The 18,027-nt window shown below is 45.2% G+C and carries 19 protein-coding genes; 10 read left to right on the plus strand and 9 right to left on the minus strand.

The features are described from left to right. Positions 1-16: 16 nt before the first annotated feature. On the minus strand, positions 17-1,033 hold the full coding sequence (locus tag G548_RS0107470) for a Gfo/Idh/MocA family protein (RefSeq protein ID WP_022793539.1): 1,017 nt from the start codon (positions 1,031-1,033) through the stop codon (positions 17-19). Positions 1,034-1,585: 552 nt separating this feature from the next. Between G548_RS0107470 and G548_RS0107475 the strand changes: the two genes are divergently transcribed. From G548_RS0107475 to G548_RS19165, 4 genes are all read left to right on the plus strand, one after another. Further along, positions 1,586-2,053, plus strand: a complete 468-nt coding sequence (locus tag G548_RS0107475) for a hypothetical protein (RefSeq protein ID WP_022793540.1) — start codon at positions 1,586-1,588, stop codon at positions 2,051-2,053. Between the two features lie 100 nt (positions 2,054-2,153). Further along, positions 2,154-2,405 carry a hypothetical protein gene (locus G548_RS0107480; RefSeq protein WP_022793541.1) on the plus strand — a complete coding sequence of 84 codons (252 nt, stop codon included), beginning with the start codon at positions 2,154-2,156 and terminating at the stop codon, positions 2,403-2,405. 248 nt (positions 2,406-2,653) lie between these two features. Beyond that, a complete protein-coding gene (locus G548_RS0107485) occupies positions 2,654-4,303 on the plus strand; it encodes a Na/Pi cotransporter family protein (RefSeq protein ID WP_027847265.1) in 1,650 nt (549 codons plus the stop codon). Positions 4,304-4,526: 223 nt separating this feature from the next. Next, positions 4,527-4,688 (plus strand): hypothetical protein, encoded by a 162-nt coding sequence (locus G548_RS19165; protein WP_022793543.1) that lies wholly within the window; start codon positions 4,527-4,529, stop codon positions 4,686-4,688. Between the two features lie 420 nt (positions 4,689-5,108). Here the strand turns inward: G548_RS19165 and G548_RS0107500 are convergent, their stop codons facing one another. After that, positions 5,109-5,645, minus strand: a complete 537-nt coding sequence (locus G548_RS0107500) for a YceI family protein (RefSeq protein WP_022793545.1) — start codon at positions 5,643-5,645, stop codon at positions 5,109-5,111. 277 nt (positions 5,646-5,922) lie between these two features. On the opposite strand from G548_RS0107500, the gene G548_RS0107505 reads away from it, so the two are divergent. Then, the gene (locus G548_RS0107505) at positions 5,923-6,288 is read left to right on the plus strand and encodes a cupredoxin domain-containing protein (protein ID WP_022793546.1); all 366 of its coding nucleotides are present in this window, start codon (positions 5,923-5,925) and stop codon (positions 6,286-6,288) included. Between the two features lie 91 nt (positions 6,289-6,379). Here the strand turns inward: G548_RS0107505 and G548_RS0107510 are convergent, their stop codons facing one another. Beyond that, positions 6,380-7,366 carry an aldo/keto reductase gene (locus G548_RS0107510; protein WP_022793547.1) on the minus strand — a complete coding sequence of 329 codons (987 nt, stop codon included), beginning with the start codon at positions 7,364-7,366 and terminating at the stop codon, positions 6,380-6,382. Positions 7,367-7,631: 265 nt separating this feature from the next. On the opposite strand from G548_RS0107510, the gene G548_RS0107515 reads away from it, so the two are divergent. Further along, positions 7,632-8,684, plus strand: coding sequence for an EAL domain-containing protein (locus G548_RS0107515; RefSeq protein WP_022793548.1), 1,053 nt, complete (start codon positions 7,632-7,634; stop codon positions 8,682-8,684). 174 nt (positions 8,685-8,858) lie between these two features. After that, a complete protein-coding gene (locus G548_RS0107520; protein WP_022793549.1) occupies positions 8,859-9,629 on the plus strand; it encodes an SDR family NAD(P)-dependent oxidoreductase in 771 nt (256 codons plus the stop codon). A 103-nt stretch (positions 9,630-9,732) separates the two neighbouring features. Here G548_RS0107520 and G548_RS0107525 read toward each other — a convergent pair whose 3' ends face one another. Both G548_RS0107525 and G548_RS0107530 read right to left on the minus strand, forming a co-directional pair. Continuing rightward, entirely contained in the window at positions 9,733-9,951 is a 219-nt protein-coding gene (locus G548_RS0107525) for a hypothetical protein (protein ID WP_022793550.1), read from the minus strand. A gap of 58 nt (positions 9,952-10,009) precedes the next feature. Continuing rightward, positions 10,010-10,384 (minus strand): PilZ domain-containing protein, encoded by a 375-nt coding sequence (locus tag G548_RS0107530; RefSeq protein ID WP_022793551.1) that lies wholly within the window; start codon positions 10,382-10,384, stop codon positions 10,010-10,012. A gap of 385 nt (positions 10,385-10,769) precedes the next feature. Between G548_RS0107530 and G548_RS0107535 the strand changes: the two genes are divergently transcribed. The 3 genes from G548_RS0107535 (at position 10,770) to G548_RS0107545 (ending at position 13,295) form a co-directional block, all read left to right on the plus strand. Further along, positions 10,770-11,549 (plus strand): TerC family protein, encoded by a 780-nt coding sequence (locus G548_RS0107535; RefSeq protein WP_022793552.1) that lies wholly within the window; start codon positions 10,770-10,772, stop codon positions 11,547-11,549. A gap of 178 nt (positions 11,550-11,727) precedes the next feature. Further along, positions 11,728-12,513 (plus strand): alpha/beta fold hydrolase, encoded by a 786-nt coding sequence (locus tag G548_RS18745; protein WP_022793553.1) that lies wholly within the window; start codon positions 11,728-11,730, stop codon positions 12,511-12,513. Positions 12,514-12,701: 188 nt separating this feature from the next. Beyond that, positions 12,702-13,295 carry a hypothetical protein gene (locus tag G548_RS0107545; protein ID WP_022793554.1) on the plus strand — a complete coding sequence of 198 codons (594 nt, stop codon included), beginning with the start codon at positions 12,702-12,704 and terminating at the stop codon, positions 13,293-13,295. Between the two features lie 85 nt (positions 13,296-13,380). On the opposite strand, the gene G548_RS0107550 is transcribed toward G548_RS0107545, so the two are convergent. The 4 genes from G548_RS0107550 to G548_RS0107565 all read right to left on the minus strand — a co-directional run bounded on the left by G548_RS0107550 (position 13,381) and on the right by G548_RS0107565 (position 17,996). Next, complete coding sequence (locus G548_RS0107550) at positions 13,381-13,938, minus strand: hypothetical protein (RefSeq protein ID WP_022793555.1); 558 nt, start codon at positions 13,936-13,938, stop codon at positions 13,381-13,383. A gap of 208 nt (positions 13,939-14,146) precedes the next feature. Further along, positions 14,147-14,989, minus strand: coding sequence for a phytoene/squalene synthase family protein (locus G548_RS0107555; protein ID WP_022793556.1), 843 nt, complete (start codon positions 14,987-14,989; stop codon positions 14,147-14,149). Positions 14,990-15,054: 65 nt separating this feature from the next. Beyond that, positions 15,055-16,503 (minus strand): phytoene desaturase family protein, encoded by a 1,449-nt coding sequence (locus G548_RS0107560; RefSeq protein ID WP_022793557.1) that lies wholly within the window; start codon positions 16,501-16,503, stop codon positions 15,055-15,057. After that, the gene (locus tag G548_RS0107565) at positions 16,500-17,996 is read right to left on the minus strand and encodes a phytoene desaturase family protein (protein ID WP_022793558.1); all 1,497 of its coding nucleotides are present in this window, start codon (positions 17,994-17,996) and stop codon (positions 16,500-16,502) included. Before G548_RS0107565 ends, G548_RS0107560 begins: the two co-directional genes overlap by 4 nt. Between the last annotated feature and the right edge of the window lie 31 nt (positions 17,997-18,027).

An 18,027-nucleotide genomic window follows, 5' to 3' on the forward strand; every position in this document is an offset into this window, starting at 1 on the left:
TAAATTGCTAAAAATTTTATGTTTCCTTTAATGCTTTTACGCGGCTTGCAAAATCTATTTCTTCGCCTGTTCTTGCGCTTTCATAAATAGCATTTATGAGCATTGTTAACTGATAAGCATCATCTACATCCACCGGCGGGTCCGTGTTATTAATCAGCGCGTCGATGAATAGTCTGTCTTCTTCGATATAGCCGCCCTTTTCATAAAATGGGACCTGCGTGTAATCCTCAGCTATCATCTGCTGCTCCAGTCCGGGTGACAAACGAACTGTTTCAAGCTCTGCTGTTGTGGCTGTAGAATATTTCCCGTAAATTTCGATCGTTTCAAACGGGAAGCTCCAGCCGGAATGAGCGGAGGAAATAAGCGTAGCAATACCGCCATTTTCAAATGTTACCAGCACTGCGAAATCATCAAATTCATTATCAGAAATGTTTTGTCTGGCTTCACACCGTATGGTTTTCACCGGGCCGAAAAAGTAAGGAAGCAGATCGATTTGATGAATGGTCGTTTCATACAGGAATCCACCTGTTTTATTCGAGTCTGCTGTCCATGCAGGCTTCAGAAGTTCTCCGCGGTTGAGCTTGAACTGGCCGAGATGGGGGTTGAGTGCTCCTTCCTCAATCCATTCCTTTACTTTTTTGTGCGTATTTGCGTACCGGCGGTTCATGCCTAAATTATAAACACCTTGTGATCCTTTAGCTGCTGTCCGGATCCCTTCAGCACCCTCCTCGGTTACAGCCATCGGTTTTTCACTGAATACATTCAGGTCTGCTTCCAGGCATTTAACAACAGGCTCTACATGCGTGGTATTCGGCGTGGTAACGTATACAGTATCAACACCTAAGGCAATCAGTTCCTCCAGAGTTTCCACAGCCTGCACATTTCCTTCCAGGGATTCCGCTAATTTTCTGGCATTATCCAACACAATGTCAGCAACTCCTGTAATCTCCACCCGCTCATCTTCCTGCAGAATAGAGCCATGTACAGAAGCAATGAAACCTGAGCCCAAAAAACCCACTTTGACCTTTTGCATATGTTAACCTCCCAAAAATAGAGTAAGCGCTTTCGTAATATAAACTTATTGTAATTAATTCAATTCTTTATGTAAACCCTTTCAAGTAAATTTTATTCCTTCAATTGTTTCGGCGTGTATTTTTTCTTGTACTTTAGACCGTAAATAATAAATTTGTTGATACTGAAATTCTTCAGTATATGCTTATTTACTGAAAAATTTCTGTACATGATTCTAGACGTTAATGTGAGTTTAGTTGAAAGGTTTACGCTAACCCTTACTCTTCCAAACTTTTCACTTGTTTTTAAGTTCTTTTGTTCAGGCTTTCTTCTTCCGTAAATATGTATAAATGATGCTCTTTTTTACTACTATAAAAACAAAACTTTAGGCATGAGTAAAAAATCATCAATCGGGAAAATACGATTAATAACAGAAAAAATATTTATATAAAAATGATAGTTTTAAAAAATGGGCATGCAGATGTTTCCCCACTTGGATTATAAAATTATTAATGCTTTCATATGAGTTTTTTATCACCGAAATGCTGCAGGTCCGGACAAAGGAGCAGCATTCATGAAATACGAAATGAAGCATGCTGTATATGAAGAGATGTTGAGTTATCTTGAACAAAAAGAACCTTCAAGCGTAGAAGGATTTGTCCAGCGGGCAGCAGAGGATTTTGAAATGGCACTGTTGCTTCCCTTTTATATGTATTATTACCATCCGCACGAATGGCAGAACTATTCCTTATTTACTGACGACCCTTTACCGAAAACGCTGAACTATGCCGCCTATATTGCGCTCGACGCCCCTGCACTTAACGCAGACCCAAGGCTTAAGCGTTTCTTTTATGGCACCTACTGTATTACTTCCTCACCGCCGGACGGGCGTACGATGCTTTCCCTCGAAGAATGGACAATGCATTTGTTTCGGAAATACTGGCAGCTCCATCAGAAAACCTCATTTTTCAGCAACCATGTAGAAATCCTGGACAGCAAGACCTTCCGATGGATTCTAAAGACTACTCAACGACAACAGTAATCCAATTGGCTTGGATAATAGAAAAATAGCTGTTTTTCAAGCCATTTCTGCTTAATAGTGAGGGATGGCTTTCTGGCTTTATCTAAGGAGGGATCACTCTATGACCCCGCTGATTATCGGCTATGCCATCCAGGGCACAGAAATTGTTATAGGAACACCTGAAAGTTTATCCTGGTTTACAGATGAACCCTGTGTGGCGCTGCATGAGGATATCGAAGTATTGTTCCGTGCTTTGCATCCATTTGCTGTCCAAGGAGTAACCATTCGTTTTCTTCCTGACGTTCAATCGTTAAAAACCGCCTGGGAGGTTTATGATATCAACGTTTCAACATGCCGTTCCGCCTATCAATAATAATGTTTAAAGATGCGTATGAACAAAACAGACTCTCTTGGATTAGAGTCTGTTTTTTAATGAACAGAAGCGAATACTTCTCTCCTGCCTTCTCCCTCTCTTCGCTGGAATTTCCTTTCTGCTCCGATCTCATCCCCGCCTTTACAAAATCTTAACAATTCCTTTATTTACACTACGGGTTCTCATGCTTTAAAACTGTAGAGGGTATTGCAGTAACCTGTTTTAGATAGACATCAAGGGGAGGAATCATTGTTTTGGATATTCAATCGCTTTTGTTTACGTTTCTCGGTGGGTTGGGCATCTTTTTATTCGGTATTAAATTCATGGGAGACGGGCTCCAGAAGATTGCCGGTGATGGTCTGCGCAACCTTTTGGATAAGTTTACAAGTAATCCGTTTCTGGGCGTCCTTACTGGAATGGTTGTCACGATTCTCATTCAGTCGAGTTCAAGCACTACTGTCTTAACCGTCGGGCTGGTCAGTGCAGGGTTTATGACCCTTCGCCAGGCCATCGGCGTTATCATGGGCGCAAATATAGGAACCACTGTTACTGCTTTCATTATCGGTATCGACCTCGAAGCCTATGCTCTCCCGATTCTATTTCTTGGAACGGTACTGATCTTTTTCTTTAAAAACAAAAAAACCAACAATATCGGCCAGACCTTTTTCGGCTTCGGAGCCCTGTTTTATGGCTTAACGCTGATGGGCGAAGGCGTCGCACCTTTAGAGAATCTTCCGGCCTTTAACGATTTAACAATCAGCATGAGTGCTAACCCGCTTCTTGGCGTCCTCGTCGGGGTGTTATTTACAGTAGGCCTACAGAGCTCATCGGCAACAATCGGGCTGCTTCAGGAATTATTCAGCCAGGGGGCCATTCCCCTTGATGCCGCACTGCCAATTTTATTTGGTGACAATATCGGCACGACAATTACGGCTGTGATTGCTGCCATTGGTGCCTCTGTCGCAGCCAAACGGGCAGCGATGATCCACGTAATCTTTAACGTCCTGGGGGCGGCAATTGTTTTGATACTGCTTGTTCCTTACACCGCATTTATCAGTTATCTGCAGGATACCCTGCAGCTTAATCCGCCAATGACGATTGCGTTCGCGCACGGAATTTTCAACGTCACCAACATGCTGATTCAGCTGCCTTTTGTCGGCGTGCTTGCCTATATCGTAACCAGGCTGATTCCGAGTCGCGAAGAAGAAATTGACTACCAGACAAAACACCTTGACCCATTGTTTATACAGCAGTCTCCTTCCATCGCCCTCGATCAGGCAAAACTGGAAACCCTGCGGATGGCAGCATACGCAAAAAAGGGACTGAAACAAAGCGAAACGTATTTAGAAACCAAAAACAAAAAAAATGCGGAAAACATTGTCCGCTATGAAGAAGCCGTAAATAACCTCGACAAAAATATTACTAATTATTTAACCGGCATTTCTTCAAGATCTCTTTCATCCGAAAGCTCACGACAGCATTCAGTTCTGATGGACACCACAAGAGATATTGAACGTGTGAGCGATCATGTAGAAAACCTGATGGAGCTTGTTGATTATCAGGTGTCCAACAAAGTAACGCTTTCTCCGGAAGCATACAAGGATTTAAATCAGATGTATGAGTTAACGACGAGCACATTTTCTCAGTCAATTGAAGCACTCGAGCAGGATAATCATGATATTGCTGAACGGGTGCTGACGCAGGAGGAAGAGATCGACCGACTTGAGCGGCAGCTGCGCAAAAAGCATATTCTGCGCCTTAATGAAGGCCAGTGCTCCGGTTCTGCAGGTATCGTATTTGTTGACATATTGAGCAACTTAGAGCGTATTGGAGACCACGCGGTAAATATTGCGGAAACCGTTCTTAATGAGGATCACAAAACGACACAGAGCAATTGATTAACAGGCAGCGCCCCTACACCTTGGGCGCTGCTTTTTTATCCATAAAATGATCTCAACAGTGCCCTGTCTCTGCTTTTCATAAACTTGAGCCTCGTGTATTCTCATGCTTATTTACCATTTTTAAACATATGAACCATTTATCATCTATATACCTATTGTAAAAGCTATAAAAATCCAACATACTGAATTTAGTGATAACTATTAGAAAGAGGGGCTTGAAATGAAAAAGAAAAATAGTACAGACTGTCCAAAAGTATTGGCCGAGCTGGATGAAAAACAAGCGCGTCTCGATAAGTATCGGAAAGAAATACGGGAAGGAAACAACAAAGATGTGAAAGACCTTGAAGATTTAAACAAACCTCTTGAAAACAAACAGAGTTGAACTAAATTTTATATACCACTCTGACTCAGCGTCTTAGAATATAGAAGCATGTAATTGATACAGCTTTTCATTAAAAGAGCAGGTCTGCTTTTTCTGGGCAGAACCTGCTCTTTTTGGTAATATTATTTTTATATGCTCCGCCTGTATGTGCACTGTTTTCCCGCAGTTGTTTTTTATTAGAGCCGCTCTACAGCAGTAATATATACCTTTCCCTTCGAAAGGAGCGATCAAAGCTATGTGGCGTTTTATCAAATTGTATTTCGGTCTCGCAGTCGGGCTGGCAGTATTTTTTGCTCTTGTGCTGTTAGCTGCCGGCGCCTACGGATAAACCTTCCCACTCTAGAGGGAATAAGGAAAGCCTTTTAGAAATCTCCCCAGGAGCTCTAAAAGGCTTTTTTCAAATGATCATTTACGTAAGCTTTAGTCCTGCTTATGCAGTTCCATCTCAATATTAATTCTCACATCTTCGCCAACCAGTACTCCACCTGTTTCGAGCGTAGCGTTCCATGTTAAACCAAATTCCTTGCGGTTGATGGTAGTCTGGCCGCTGAAGCCGGCTACCGTGTTTCCACTCATTGGATCTTTACTTTGTCCCTCATACGTGACATCAACGGTAACTTCCTTTGTTATACCTTTAATCGTAAGATCTCCGGTCACGTCGTATTCACTTTCACCCGTTTTTTTAATCTCTTTGCCTACAAACGTCATGTTGGGATAGTTTTCAGCATCAAAGAAGTCCGCAGACCGTAAATGACCGTCACGGTTTTCGTCACTCGTATTAATACTCGCTACATCGATCACTACTTCGATTTCTGCATCTGTTAAGTCTTCTACGTCCACCTTTAACGTAGCGTCAAATTGATCAAACGTGCCTTTTGCTCTTGAGATCATCATGTGCTTTACCGAAAATCCAATTTCACTGTGTACAGGGTCAACGGACCAGACTGTTTTTGCCATAAGTAACTCCTCCTAAAAATTCGCTCATCTGAATCAATGAAACTACAACTAGTATAAAGGTATCAAGTCTTTAAATCTACTTTTCTGTCTTGAAAATAACAAAAATTCCGTCATTTTTAAATAATCTCTTTCAAACTATAAGGCAGTTTTTGTTCTTTATTATGATTTTGTTTTACAATAGCTGTGAAGTCAGTGATATATTTCTTCTCAGTGGTGGTGTCTCTCCGCGATTTTTTGTCTGAAACACCATATAACAATATCGAAAGGAGATTTTACGTTGAAATTCCCTGTATCAGCATTTTTTCTTGCCTTAATGGTTTTTCTTTCCGGGTGCGGCGGTGATGAAGGTAACGGCTCTGAAAGCACCAGTGAAAATGCGGAGGCTCAAACAATGGATGTCACCGCAACTGACTTTGAATTCGACCAGAAAGAGTATACAGTTAATGCCGGGGAGCCTGTAAACGTCAGCTTAACGAGCCAGGAAGGCGGACACGGCCTTGCTATCGATGGCTTTGATGTCGACATTCAGGGGGAAGGAGAAGCAACGTTCACCCCGGAGGAGCCCGGGGAGTATAACATCTACTGCAATGTGCCATGCGGTGAAGGGCACGCAGACATGACCGCTACCCTAATTGTTCAATAAAGCCGGAGCTTTTCAGCTTTTTTATTTTTCCTTTGGATCAAAAAGCCGCCGCGCCTAAATACAGGCACGGCGGCTAAAATTTTAATCTTGATTATTCTTTAATTGGAAGCGGTGCTTCGGGGGAAACCAGTTTTTCATTACGCAGCTCCTGCCAGAAGGCTGCAGGAATATCGGCGTTTAATGCTTCGAGGTTGTCCTGAATACGCTGCGGACGACTCGCTCCCGGTATGACAGCTGCCACTGCGGGATGAGCGGCTGAAAATTGCAGGGATGCTGCAATCAGACTCACATTATGACGATCGGCAATGGATTTCATCTGCTCAACGCGGGAAGCAATTTCCGGCGGGATATCCGAGTATTCGTACGTCGAGCCGCCGGCGAGTACACCTGAGCCAAACGGTGCACCGACAATAATGCTCACATCCTGAGTCTCCGCTGCCGGCATTAAGCGCTGCAGAGCATGTTCATGGTTCAGCAGCGTGTAACGGGTTGCCTGCAGGCTGATATCCGGGTTGGAATTTTCAAGATCGAGAGCCAGCTCTATCGGCTCCGTCCGGTTCACTCCAATGCCCCAGGATTGAATGACGCCCTCATCCCGGAGTTTCGTCAGTTCACGGAAGGCACCTGTTCTTGCCTCTTCAAACTTGGCGAGCCATTCGTCTCCCTTAAAATCCGGAGAGATGTCATGCACATTCACAAAGTCGATCCGGTCCATCTGCAGGCGCTCCAGGCTCTGCTCGATCGACCGGCGCGTGCCTTCTGCAGTATAATCCTCAATCACTTTATTTTTACGGCCGTGGGCAAACAATCCCTCTTTTTCTTCCGTTTCTTCGGAAATATAACGGCCAACTTTCGTACTTAATACAAAATCGTCGCGATTATGCCTGGCGAGCGCTTTCCCCAGCCGCTGTTCTGCAAGACCTGCTCCGTAGAAAGGAGCGGTATCAAAATAACGAATGCCGTATTCCCACGCTGTTTCAATTGTTTTATGAGCTTCCTCTTCGGATATATCACGGTACATATTTCCAAGTGGCGCGGTACCGAAGCCAAGCTTACCTTCCTGCTTCAAATTAATCATAATCGCTTTCCTCCTTTATAAAATTATCCCTATTTTTACATATAATTGGCTAGTCTAATACATCTCATCGATAAAGAATCCAGGTTCTTGCCAATGATCACTTTATTTTAGTTACCTTTCACAGCAAGATTTAAACATCAGTGTCCAAATAGACGTTATCTGCCTCCCGCTGCTCCTCTTTCAGGCGAAACTTCTTATTTAACACTTGAATGCATCGTTCTTTAGCCGATATTATTATTAAAACGATATCATTTGGAGGTCACCTATGAAGAACGGTTGCGACGTTTGCATGCCCGCCCACCAGGGCTATACTTTCATTTTTGAAAACGACCAGTCTCCTTCCCTGCTCAAGCCTTATTTCAATGAATACGGGGAAAATCAATGGCAGGAAATAAATCACCAGACGATATGGATGGAGGAGCCCATTGCTTTTGATTTACTGGATTACCTGGAAATTCATTACAACCCAGAAGAGATTTTTATTTTTCGGGCGAAAAAGGACGCCCCTTTAGAAGACGAAGCTAACAGACAGCCGCTCCATGCCCTCCATGCTTATAAAGAAGCAGACTGGATCGATGACATTATTGACCGGGAGCAGATTCACTCGCATTACCAGCCTATCGTCCGGCCTGAGAACGGAAGCTATACTATTGTTGGGCACGAGCTGCTTTCCCGCGGAAAAGCAGCAGATGGAAGTACCATCGCCCCATTCTTCCTGCTCGAGGCGGCACGCATCCGCCACCGGCTGTTTGCGCTTGACCGCGCCTGCCGGATGGCTTCTGTCAGAAATGCAGCCGTCATTAAAGATAAACTCATTTTTATCAATTTTATCCCAACCGCTATTTACGTACCTGAACACTGTTTATCGACGACCATTCGTCTGATCAATGAAATGAATATCCCGCCGGAAAACGTAGTTTTTGAAGTTGTAGAAAGCGATGAAGTCCAGGATATTGATCATTTAAAAGGTATTCTAAACTATTACCGGGAGCACGGTTTTAAATATGCTTTAGACGACGTAGGCACCGGGGCTAATGATCTCAAAAAGCTGTCCTATCTTGAGCCGGATATTGTGAAACTGGCCAGGGAATATTCTGACGGCGTAAGCCGCGACCCCAAAAAACAAAAAGTCGCGGCATCGCTGCTGCAGGTAGCTGCCCACACCGGATCCCAGCCGCTTGCTGAAGGAGTTGAACGTAAAGAAGATGCCGACTACTTAGCCAATATAGGCTACGAGCTGTTTCAAGGATATTATTTCGCCAGGCCGCAGGAGGAGCCTCTCGCTTCTCTCCCCCACACCGTTAACACCACTCATTGATTTTCAAAGCATGTGCCAAGCACGTGCTTTTTTCTGTTTATATGAATGGCAGGCCTTTAGATGCAGAAAAAGCTGACACATCTCTATCTCAGTTTTACATCTTTAGACTGAGGGAAAAACAATAAAAGAATCATTTTATAAAATAAACCTTCACATGGAAGGAGTGCTTTTCTCATGAAAAGACTAGAAGGGTATACGTCGATAATAACTGGGGGAGCGGGAGGCATCGGCAAAGCTGCTGCTAAGAAATTCCTTCAGGAAGGCGCCAACGTGATGCTCGTTGATATGAATCAGGAGGCATTGGACAGTGTTAAAGCTGAACTCGATGAGTACGGTCCTGTAGAAACAACGATGGCCGACGTTACCAATGAAGAAGATGTTAAAAATTACGTGGATCAGACTGTGCAGCAGTTTGGCACGGTAGATGTGTTTTTTAACAACGCAGGTATCGAAGGCAAAGTAGCTCCTATTCCGGAACAGACGGCAGAGGATTTTATGAAGGTGATGAACGTCAACGTATTAGGAAGCTTTCTCGGCTTAAAATATGTAATGCCCGTCATGGCGAAGCAAAACAGCGGCAGCATTATTAACACTTCCTCTGTTGCCGGTTTAATGGGTACGCCGGGCGTTAGTCCATATACTACCTCTAAACACGGGGTGGTCGGCCTGACCAAAACGGCGGCGCTCGAAGTGGCAGATTCCAATGTACGCGTAAACTCTATTCACCCATCACCGGTAAATACACGAATGATGCGTTCACTTGAAAAAGGGTTTAACCCGGATGATGCTGAATCCGCGCGTACCGAGCAGGAGCAGGCGATCCCAATGAACCGCTACGGAGAATCTGAAGACATTGCAAATCTCGCTTTATTCCTTGCTTCGGATGAATCAAGCTTTATTAGTGGTTCTCAGTATCGTATTGATGGCGGTATGGCGGCCCAGTAAAAAACGAGCTCCCCTGGACAACAGACCCTCCGGCACTGAAGCTGGAGGGTCTGTTTATATTAAAATACCATCTTGATATTTCTCTCTCACAAGGGGGCTTAGGTTACACATCGATAAAGCGGCTGCCCTTTTCTGTAACTACCGGGTCCACATATTCGACTTTTTCTTCGTCGTCTGTTATTTTTTCTGCTTCGAGCATCGCTTCTTCGATCAAATAATCAAAATGAGCCTCTTCATTGGCGTCATCCGGGGTAATAGTCCCCTCTTCGTTAGCAGCAATACGGGCGATGAGCAGCAGCTCTTTTAATAGATCGTTATCCATACAGACCCTCCTCTTATATATACATGTTGGATGAACAAAGATTTTCAGTGCCGTCGTCTCAATGCTTGCGCGCTTTTTGTTCAAGGTTTAATTGATGGACCGTGCGCACCAGGTCATTTTTTTGATCGTTGACTTCATCCGGGAAAAAGACGCCGTACATGCAGCCGTCGCTTTGTTTTTCCTTTCTTTTTATATGGCCGTGAAGAATAAAGTTTTTATGAAGCGAACGAAAGGAAAAAGTCAAAAGCACCCGGTCTGTGACCGGCAGATTCAAACGGGAAAAGAACCGCATGCCTCCGCCGGAAAGATCACAGATACTCACGTCTGCTGCTGCGCTGTTTACGATAGTGTTGTCCATCCGATAAATGAAAAAGGTTCCGTGCAGCGGTTGGTCTTCAAAATAGTAGCGTAGGTTTTTTCTTGAATCCGGCATACCTTTCTCCTTTTATTTTCCGTGAAATAAATGCTTTATCCATAGTATATAGTCTCTGCCTATAGATTTCAAAACCGTTTACACAGCAGGGACCCGGGTCTTTTATTACTTTTAAGCTTTATTCTGATATTCAGCGAATAAAGATTGACTTTATCTGTGCTTCGGAATATGATTAACATAGAATAAAAGGGGAGTAGCTTTCCTGCATCTGCATCGTCATGACGGGCCTTCACGCCCCGGTGCTGATGGTAGTTATCCGACTATAAGCGAGACCTTTTCTTCTCCGCAACAATTTCGGGGAGGAAAAGGTTATTTTATGCCTTTTCCTTCGAATCATTCAGGGAAAAGGCTTTTTTCGTGCTTTTCCTCAAAGGAGAGAAAAGAAATGGATGCAGGTTTATTGATGGAATACGGCTGGGTTCTGGTTATACTAGTCCTGCTTGAGGGTGTGTTAGCAGCTGATAATGCGATGGTGTTGGCGGTAATGGTTAAGGACCTGCCTGAAAAACAGAGAAAAAAAGCTTTGTTTTATGGTTTGTTTGGCGCTTTTCTTTTCCGCTTTGGATCGCTGTTTATCATCAGTTTTCTGGCTGGTGTGTGGCAGGTGCAGGCTATCGGGGCGGCCTATCTTCTCTACATCGCCATTAATCACATTATTAGGCATATGGTCCGCCACCGCCAGCAGCATGCAGTTGCCGCTGCACAGGAAACTAAATCACCCGGCTTTTGGAAAACTGTTTTGAAGGTAGAGCTTGCAGATATCGCGTTTGCTGTCGACTCAATTCTTGCGGGTGTTGCTCTTGCCATTACTCTTCCGGCCTCCGGGCTTCCGGCCGTTGGCGGGCTTGATGGCGGTATTTTCGCGGTCATTTTATTCGGCGGATTAATTGGTGTTGTTATTATGCGTTTTGCCGCCGGTAAATTTGTTACTCTGCTGGAAAAGCGTCCAGGACTTGAGATTACCGCCTTCGTTATCGTTGGCTGGGTCGGTGTGAAACTCGCAGTCTATTCTTTGAGTCACCCGACTCTGCACATTATTCCCGAAGCATTTTCCCATTCACCGCTGTGGAAAGCCTCCTTCTATATTGTCCTCGTTGTGATTGCGGTCAGCGGCTGGTTTTTATCCAGTCCGAAAGCAGCAGAGGAAACCGCCAAAGAACGTTAATTACTAACACAGAACCAGCTTTGCATATAAAACCTGGCGCCTTTAAGCTTTCGTCTGCTTGAAGGTGCTTTTTTACAGTGTTTTCAAGCTTGGAAGTTTATTTCTACAGATTGAAGGTAAAAAAGAATTAGGATAGAAACTTAATTTTACGGCTGACGAAAGCCGAAGGAGTCTGCTTATGCCATATTTCACTTCAAAAAATACCTCTCTTTATTATGAACAGCGGGGGCAGGGCCCCGTGTTATTATTTATTTCCCCGCCCGGGCTCGGCTGTGCGGCCTTTGAACAGCAGCATCCGCTTGAAGATCAGTTTCAGGTTGTTACCTTCGACCCCCGGGGTAACGGCAGAAGCGAATGCGGAGACACTGCCGACGGCACTATCCGACAGTGGACGGAGGATATGTATGCCCTGGTCTCTCATCTCGGGGCCCGGCAGGTCATTCTTTGCGGCTATTCCTTTGGCGGCCTGCCCGCCCAGGAATTTGCTTACAGGTATCCCGAAAAGACGAAAGCACTCGTATTAATCAGCAGCTTTCCAAAAGTACGAACGTTTCTGTTGGCCGGGAAATTCCGCCTTGGCATTTGGAGCACGTACGAAAACCTGCTCGGCACACTCGGTAAAGGTCTCGCCTTTTCTCATACCAAAAAGCAGGACCAGCAGGCACGCATCGAAACAAATATTGAAAACAGCGACCCCGGCGTGATGGAGCAGATGTATTTGAACGGCAGGTATTATGACAGCAGCGGTCTTCTCCCTTATATCACCTGCCCAGTGCTTACGATATTTGGCAGCAACGATGTGTTTGTAAAAAAACATCAGCACGACTTTAAATCGTATCTTCCCGGTATGCATAATGTTCATATTCAGGGTAAAGTTCACCAGCTGCCTACCAGAGCCGCCGACGAAGTGAACGCTATTATCAGAAATTTTGTTAACCACAACGTCTATACAAACATTCTGTAGGATGTTTAGTGAAGAAGCATAAAGGATATATGTTTATAGTTCATTCTTACTTTGCATAATAGGCACGGCGGTAATGGTTGGATACTAAGCTAACTCATGAGCCAGCAAAAGAAAGCTTTTTCTTTGCTGACTTTTTTAATTTTTCGAACCGTTACTTCCATATTTTAAAACAAAAAGGAGTAGATATAATGAGTAACACATCAACCAAAAAGACACTGCCAATTATTGCACTTTCAGCCGCTGCTATCGGAGGGGGCGTATACTGGTATACGAAAAGCTCCGGAAGTACCAGCAGCAGCGGGAGTGGCAGTAGTGAAGGCATTAAGGATAAAGTAAATAAAGCGAACCAGGAAGTCGACACGGATGAACTGAAAAGCCGCTTCCAGCGCACAGTAGAGCTTGCCAAGCAGGCAACGACCCAGCTGCAGGAGATCTACAACGATTACGGTAAAGACATTATTGAGCAGATCCAGCAGGTGAAAAAAGATTCCGAAGGCGTAGTGTCCACAGCTAAAGAAGCCGGTGATGAGCTGAAGGATGTAGCTGACACAGCTAAAGAAGCTGAACAGGAGCTTGAAGGAGTGAAGGATCAGGCAAAACAGGGAGCTGAACAGGTTTCTTCCTCTGATAATTCCAGCGCCTCTTCCTCTGAAAGCAGTGCCAACCAAAATATCCAGGAGTCCCCGGAAGAAGAAATAAAAAGAAAAGATGATCAGGCAGATATTGAACCACAGGAAGAAGGAAAAAATCAGCTGGATCCAAACAATAAAGGCAATAACTAAGCTTGGCTCCACGGATTAAGCAATAGTACTTCTAAAACGAACTAAACCACCGGGCGCAGGCCCGGTGGTTTAACTTATGCCCAACTCATAGATCAGTCCTTTCCGCATACTTTCCCTCATCTACGTGCGTGACCCCAAATGGCTCTTGTCCGTGGCCGTTGTAATACACATCCAGATCATGAAATATACGGTGAATGGTCTCTGCCGTTTGTTCTTCTTCGGTATCAGTTTGCTCTTTCTGCTGAAAGCGTTCATTCCACGCGGCAGCATTACGAAGATCTCTGGCTAAATCAGGGTTATCTGTCTGCGCGGCCAGTGACTTTAGCTTTTCTATTTTTTCTTCAGGTTTTTGAATGTTTTCTGCCTCCACCATTTTTTCACCCCCGTAGCCCGTCAGATCATTCCAACGGTCATGACGTGCTGCGATGTAATTTTTCATTTCCCCTTCCCGCTGCACTTTCTTTTCTGCTTCTGTCAGCTGATGCTCCTCGTCCGCCTCTTCTTCTGAATCGTTTTCACTTTCCTGCTCTGCTCCCGCTGTCTGCTTTTCCATTTCTTTAAGCCACGGATAACCTACATAAATGCTGAGCACTGCGATGAAAATGATGGCACCGGCTATCAGCAGCCTGGTCCTTCTTTTCATGAAATTCCCCCTGCTGCCTCTGTATATAAGCAGACTAAAACCGCCGGCTATAATTACGTCCCGCGGTTTTAGTCTTATGTATTCATGTCTATATTAACATACATAAAATACCAATTTAAGAATTTATTTTCTATACACGAAAAAACAGGCAGAGGTTCTGCCTGAATGATTTTTTTAATTGGACTTCTCCCAGCCCTGCTGGATATTTTTAGGAGGACAGCCTTTTTAAAATACTCCATTTGTCCCGTTTGGACACGTAGGCCCGCTCCTTAAACACCTGGTAATTATTTTTTCGTACCGATTCTAAAATTGCCTGATACATGTAAGCAGCGCCTTTGACAGGATACCTCGCATCCTTCGGGTACTGTTCAATAGATTCAAGTGCCTCTGTATACAGTTCCTCTGCGCGCGCGGCAGTTTCTTCCCACGCCCGGACAAATGACGGATCAAGGCGGTGCTCATAAAGATCCCTCGTGGTATAACCATGCTTTTCAAGTATTTCAACTGGAAAATAAATACGCCCGCGCTCCAGGTCTTCACCTACATCCCGAAGAATATTTGTCAGCTGCATCGCTTTTCCCAGGGCAATCGCTCCTGGTTTCAGGTGTTCAAAACGCTCCGGGGAAAGGATAGGCAGAAGCATCAGACCTACAGTTCCTGCTACATAATAGGAATACCCTTCAACTTCTTCCAGTGCGTAATAAAAAATTTTTTCCAGATCCATATACTGCCCCTGGATCATGTCCAAAAAGGGCTCGACTTCCATATCGAAACGTTCGAAAGTATCTCTTAGTGCAATCCATTGCAGGGACGGCTGATAAAATGGATCGCGAAGAAATTGATGAAACATTGTTTCAAATTCCTTTAATTCCTGCTCCGGGTTTTCTCCTTCATCCACAATATCATCGACCGTCCGGCAAAAAGCATAGACAGCCCAGACGCCCCGCCTTTTTTCAAGCGGCAGAATATCAAATGCCTTCGAAAAAGTTTTGCTGTGCATTGTAATAATACGATGACATTCTTCGTATGCTTCTTCTAACGTTGATTTCATACTTCTCATCCCCTCTCCCGCTTTTCAGAAGCCAAGCGATGGCTGGTCCCCTGCCGGGTTGTATATCAGAACATATCCTGCTTTCTCCCTGTCCCGAGATGCTCTGCTAACAGTCTTGCTCCCTGCATGACAATTGGGACACCGCCGCCGGGGTGCGTAGAAGCACCTACCGCGTATACGTTGCTGTAAGAAAACGGCTTAAGCTGCGGCCGGAATGCACCTGACTGGGCAAAGCTCGGAGCTATGCCAAAGCTGCCTCCTTCGTACAGCCCGTATCTGCCGGCTTCCTGAGGCGTCCGGACCTGCATCCACTGAATCGAAGAACGCAGGTGCGGGAACCCTTTGTTCTCGACCGTTTCTAAAATAGACTGGATAAACTCTTCCTGCGCCTCCCAGTCGACGTTATCTCCTGATGGCACGGGAACGAGCAGATACAGTACACTCTTACCTTCCGGGGCGAGGGCAGAGTCTATTAAAGACGGGTGGAATGCATAAATACTCGGCTCTTCTGGCAATTCCTTTGTGTCAAAAACCTGCTTCATTTGATGGTCAAAATTGCTGCCCATAAAAAACTGGTGTATAGATGCCTTTGTATATATTTTGTCTAATCCTAAGTAAATTAGCAAGCATCCTGATGAAGAAGTGTATTTTTTTTGTGATTTATTTTCCACCAGCTGCTCTGCCGCCGGAAGCTCGCAGTTGCAGATCAGCCGTTCTGCCGGCTCTACCCGCTTATCCGTTTTCAAGGCAGTAAATGTTTCTCCCTTTGTCTGGATGCTTAATGCTGTTTCTTCGAAGCGAAATATTACTCCGCGACGATCCAGCTCTTCTTTAATTTTTTCAATCAGCATTGCATAGCCTCCGTGGATATACCAAATGCCGTGATACTGTTCGCTGAAGGAGACCAGGGAGTAAATACCGGGAGTAGTGGCAGGGTTTCCGCCAATGTAGAGCGTCTGCAGGGAATACGCGTCCCGGAGCCGGGGGTCTGTAAAGTAATCAGCCACCTGGGTTCTAACCGACTGATAAGCTTTCATCTGCCACAGGGAACGAATATTGGCTGCCGTGAAAAATTCCCGTTTACGCATAAATGAACGTGATAAAAAATCCCTTTCCCCCTGGAAGAAATTTTTCTTCATATCGCGCATGAATCTTTCAAAATTATCTTCTTCCCCCGGGAAAGCCCGGGCCATTTCTTCTTTCTGTTTTTCAGGGTCACTCCATTTATAAAATTCCGTGCCGTCGGCGAAAACCATACGGTATAATGGATCGATCCGCTCCATTTCAAGCACTTCCGGGTTCATGCCCGCTTCAGCTAATATCGCTTTAATTGTTTCGGGCAGCAGAACGATTGTCGGCCCCTCATCGACTTTAAATCCATCCTGCTCTACCCATTTAATCCTTCCGCCTGCTTCTTTATCCTTTTCCACTATCGTTACTTCTTCACCCGCCTGTGTCCTGTAAAGAGCTGTCACCAGTCCGCCGATCCCGCTTCCAACGATAATATTTTTCATTGCGCACGCTCCCTGGCATATTTGGCCGTCAGTGCCTGGGCAGTAATCCGGCCGGATACAATAATCGTCGGCAGACCGCTGCCCGGATGCGTACCTCCGCCCACCAGCCAGCAGTTTCTGACATCTTCGAACTTATTATGCGGCCGGAAATACATCATTTGATTTAAGCGGTGGGATAAATTGAACACAGCTCCTTCGTACACGTTACTGTCGATCTGCCAGTCTGTGGGTGTATAAATTTTTTCCACTTCAATATGATCCCGGAGCCCTTTAAACGGCGACCGGCTTTCCACCTGGTCAAGCACCAGGTCCCGAAAGCTGTCCTTGTTGGCCTCCCAGTCGATGCCGCTCTGGTTGTTTGGCACCGGGGCAAGCATATAAATTGGTGATTTCCCTGCAGGCGCGAGCGAGTCATCGGTAACAGCCGGATTATGAATATAGATCGACGGATCGTCTGATACAATCTTTTCATGAATCATTTCTTCCACATTTTTTTTATAATCATTGGAAAAAACGATAGAATGGTGGACCGCTTCGGGGTAAGTAGCGTCAACGCCGGCATAAAGCATAAACGCCGAGCAGGAATAGTCTTTATCAGCCACTTTTTCTTTTTTCCATTTCTTCAGCGGTTCATCGAACAATTCGGTAGCTGCGTAGGCGAAATCAGCATTCACCACCACTTCATCTGCTCCAAACACTTCCCCGTTTTCAAGCTCCACTCCCACGGCCTGCTGTTTTTTCGTGCGGATTCTTTTTACTGGCGTATTCAGGTAAAGATGTCCGCCGTCTTCTTCAAATGCTTTAGCCATTGCTTTTGGTATTTGGTTCAATCCCCCGGTAGGGTGCACAATCCCGTATTCATGCTCCATGTAGGAAAGGATGCTGAAAGCCCCCGGGCAGTCCCACGGGGACATTCCTAAATATTTGGACTGAAAGGTAAAAGAAAGCTTCAGCCGCTCATCGGAAAAATACTGGCTCAGCACGTCGTACACCGACTTGCCGAGCGCCAGGTGGGGAAGGGCTTTAAGCGTCCGGGGCTTCATATAGTCCAGGAGCGACCCGTGCTCATACTCAAGTACCGGCAGCAGCGCATCCCACCGCTTGCCCAGATCATGCATAAAGCGGTCATATCCCTTTTCATCGCCTGGAAACGAAGCAGCAATCCTTCGTTTCATTTCCTGCTTATCGGAAGTCGGCCGGAAGCTTGAATCTTCGAAAAATAACTCATACATCGGATCCAGATAGTTCCACGAAATATAGTGGGCCAGGTCCTTCCCGGTTGCTGAAAAAATCTCCTCAACGATATGAGGCATGCTTAAAAATGTCGGGCCTTTATCAAAGCGGTAACCGTCTACGTCTACATGGGAGGTGCGTCCGCCTACTTTATCGTCTTTTTCGAACACACTTACCTGAAACCCCTGACTTTGCAGCAGCATGGCAGCGGTAAGTCCTCCGGGGCCCGCCCCAATAACCGCAATTCTTGTCTCTCTCACTCCAAAAAGCCCCTCTCTGTCAAAACCTTAT

Source organism: Marinococcus halotolerans DSM 16375, assembly GCF_000420725.1.
In the GTDB taxonomy this organism is placed as follows: Bacteria; Bacillota; Bacilli; order Bacillales; family Marinococcaceae; genus Marinococcus; species Marinococcus halotolerans.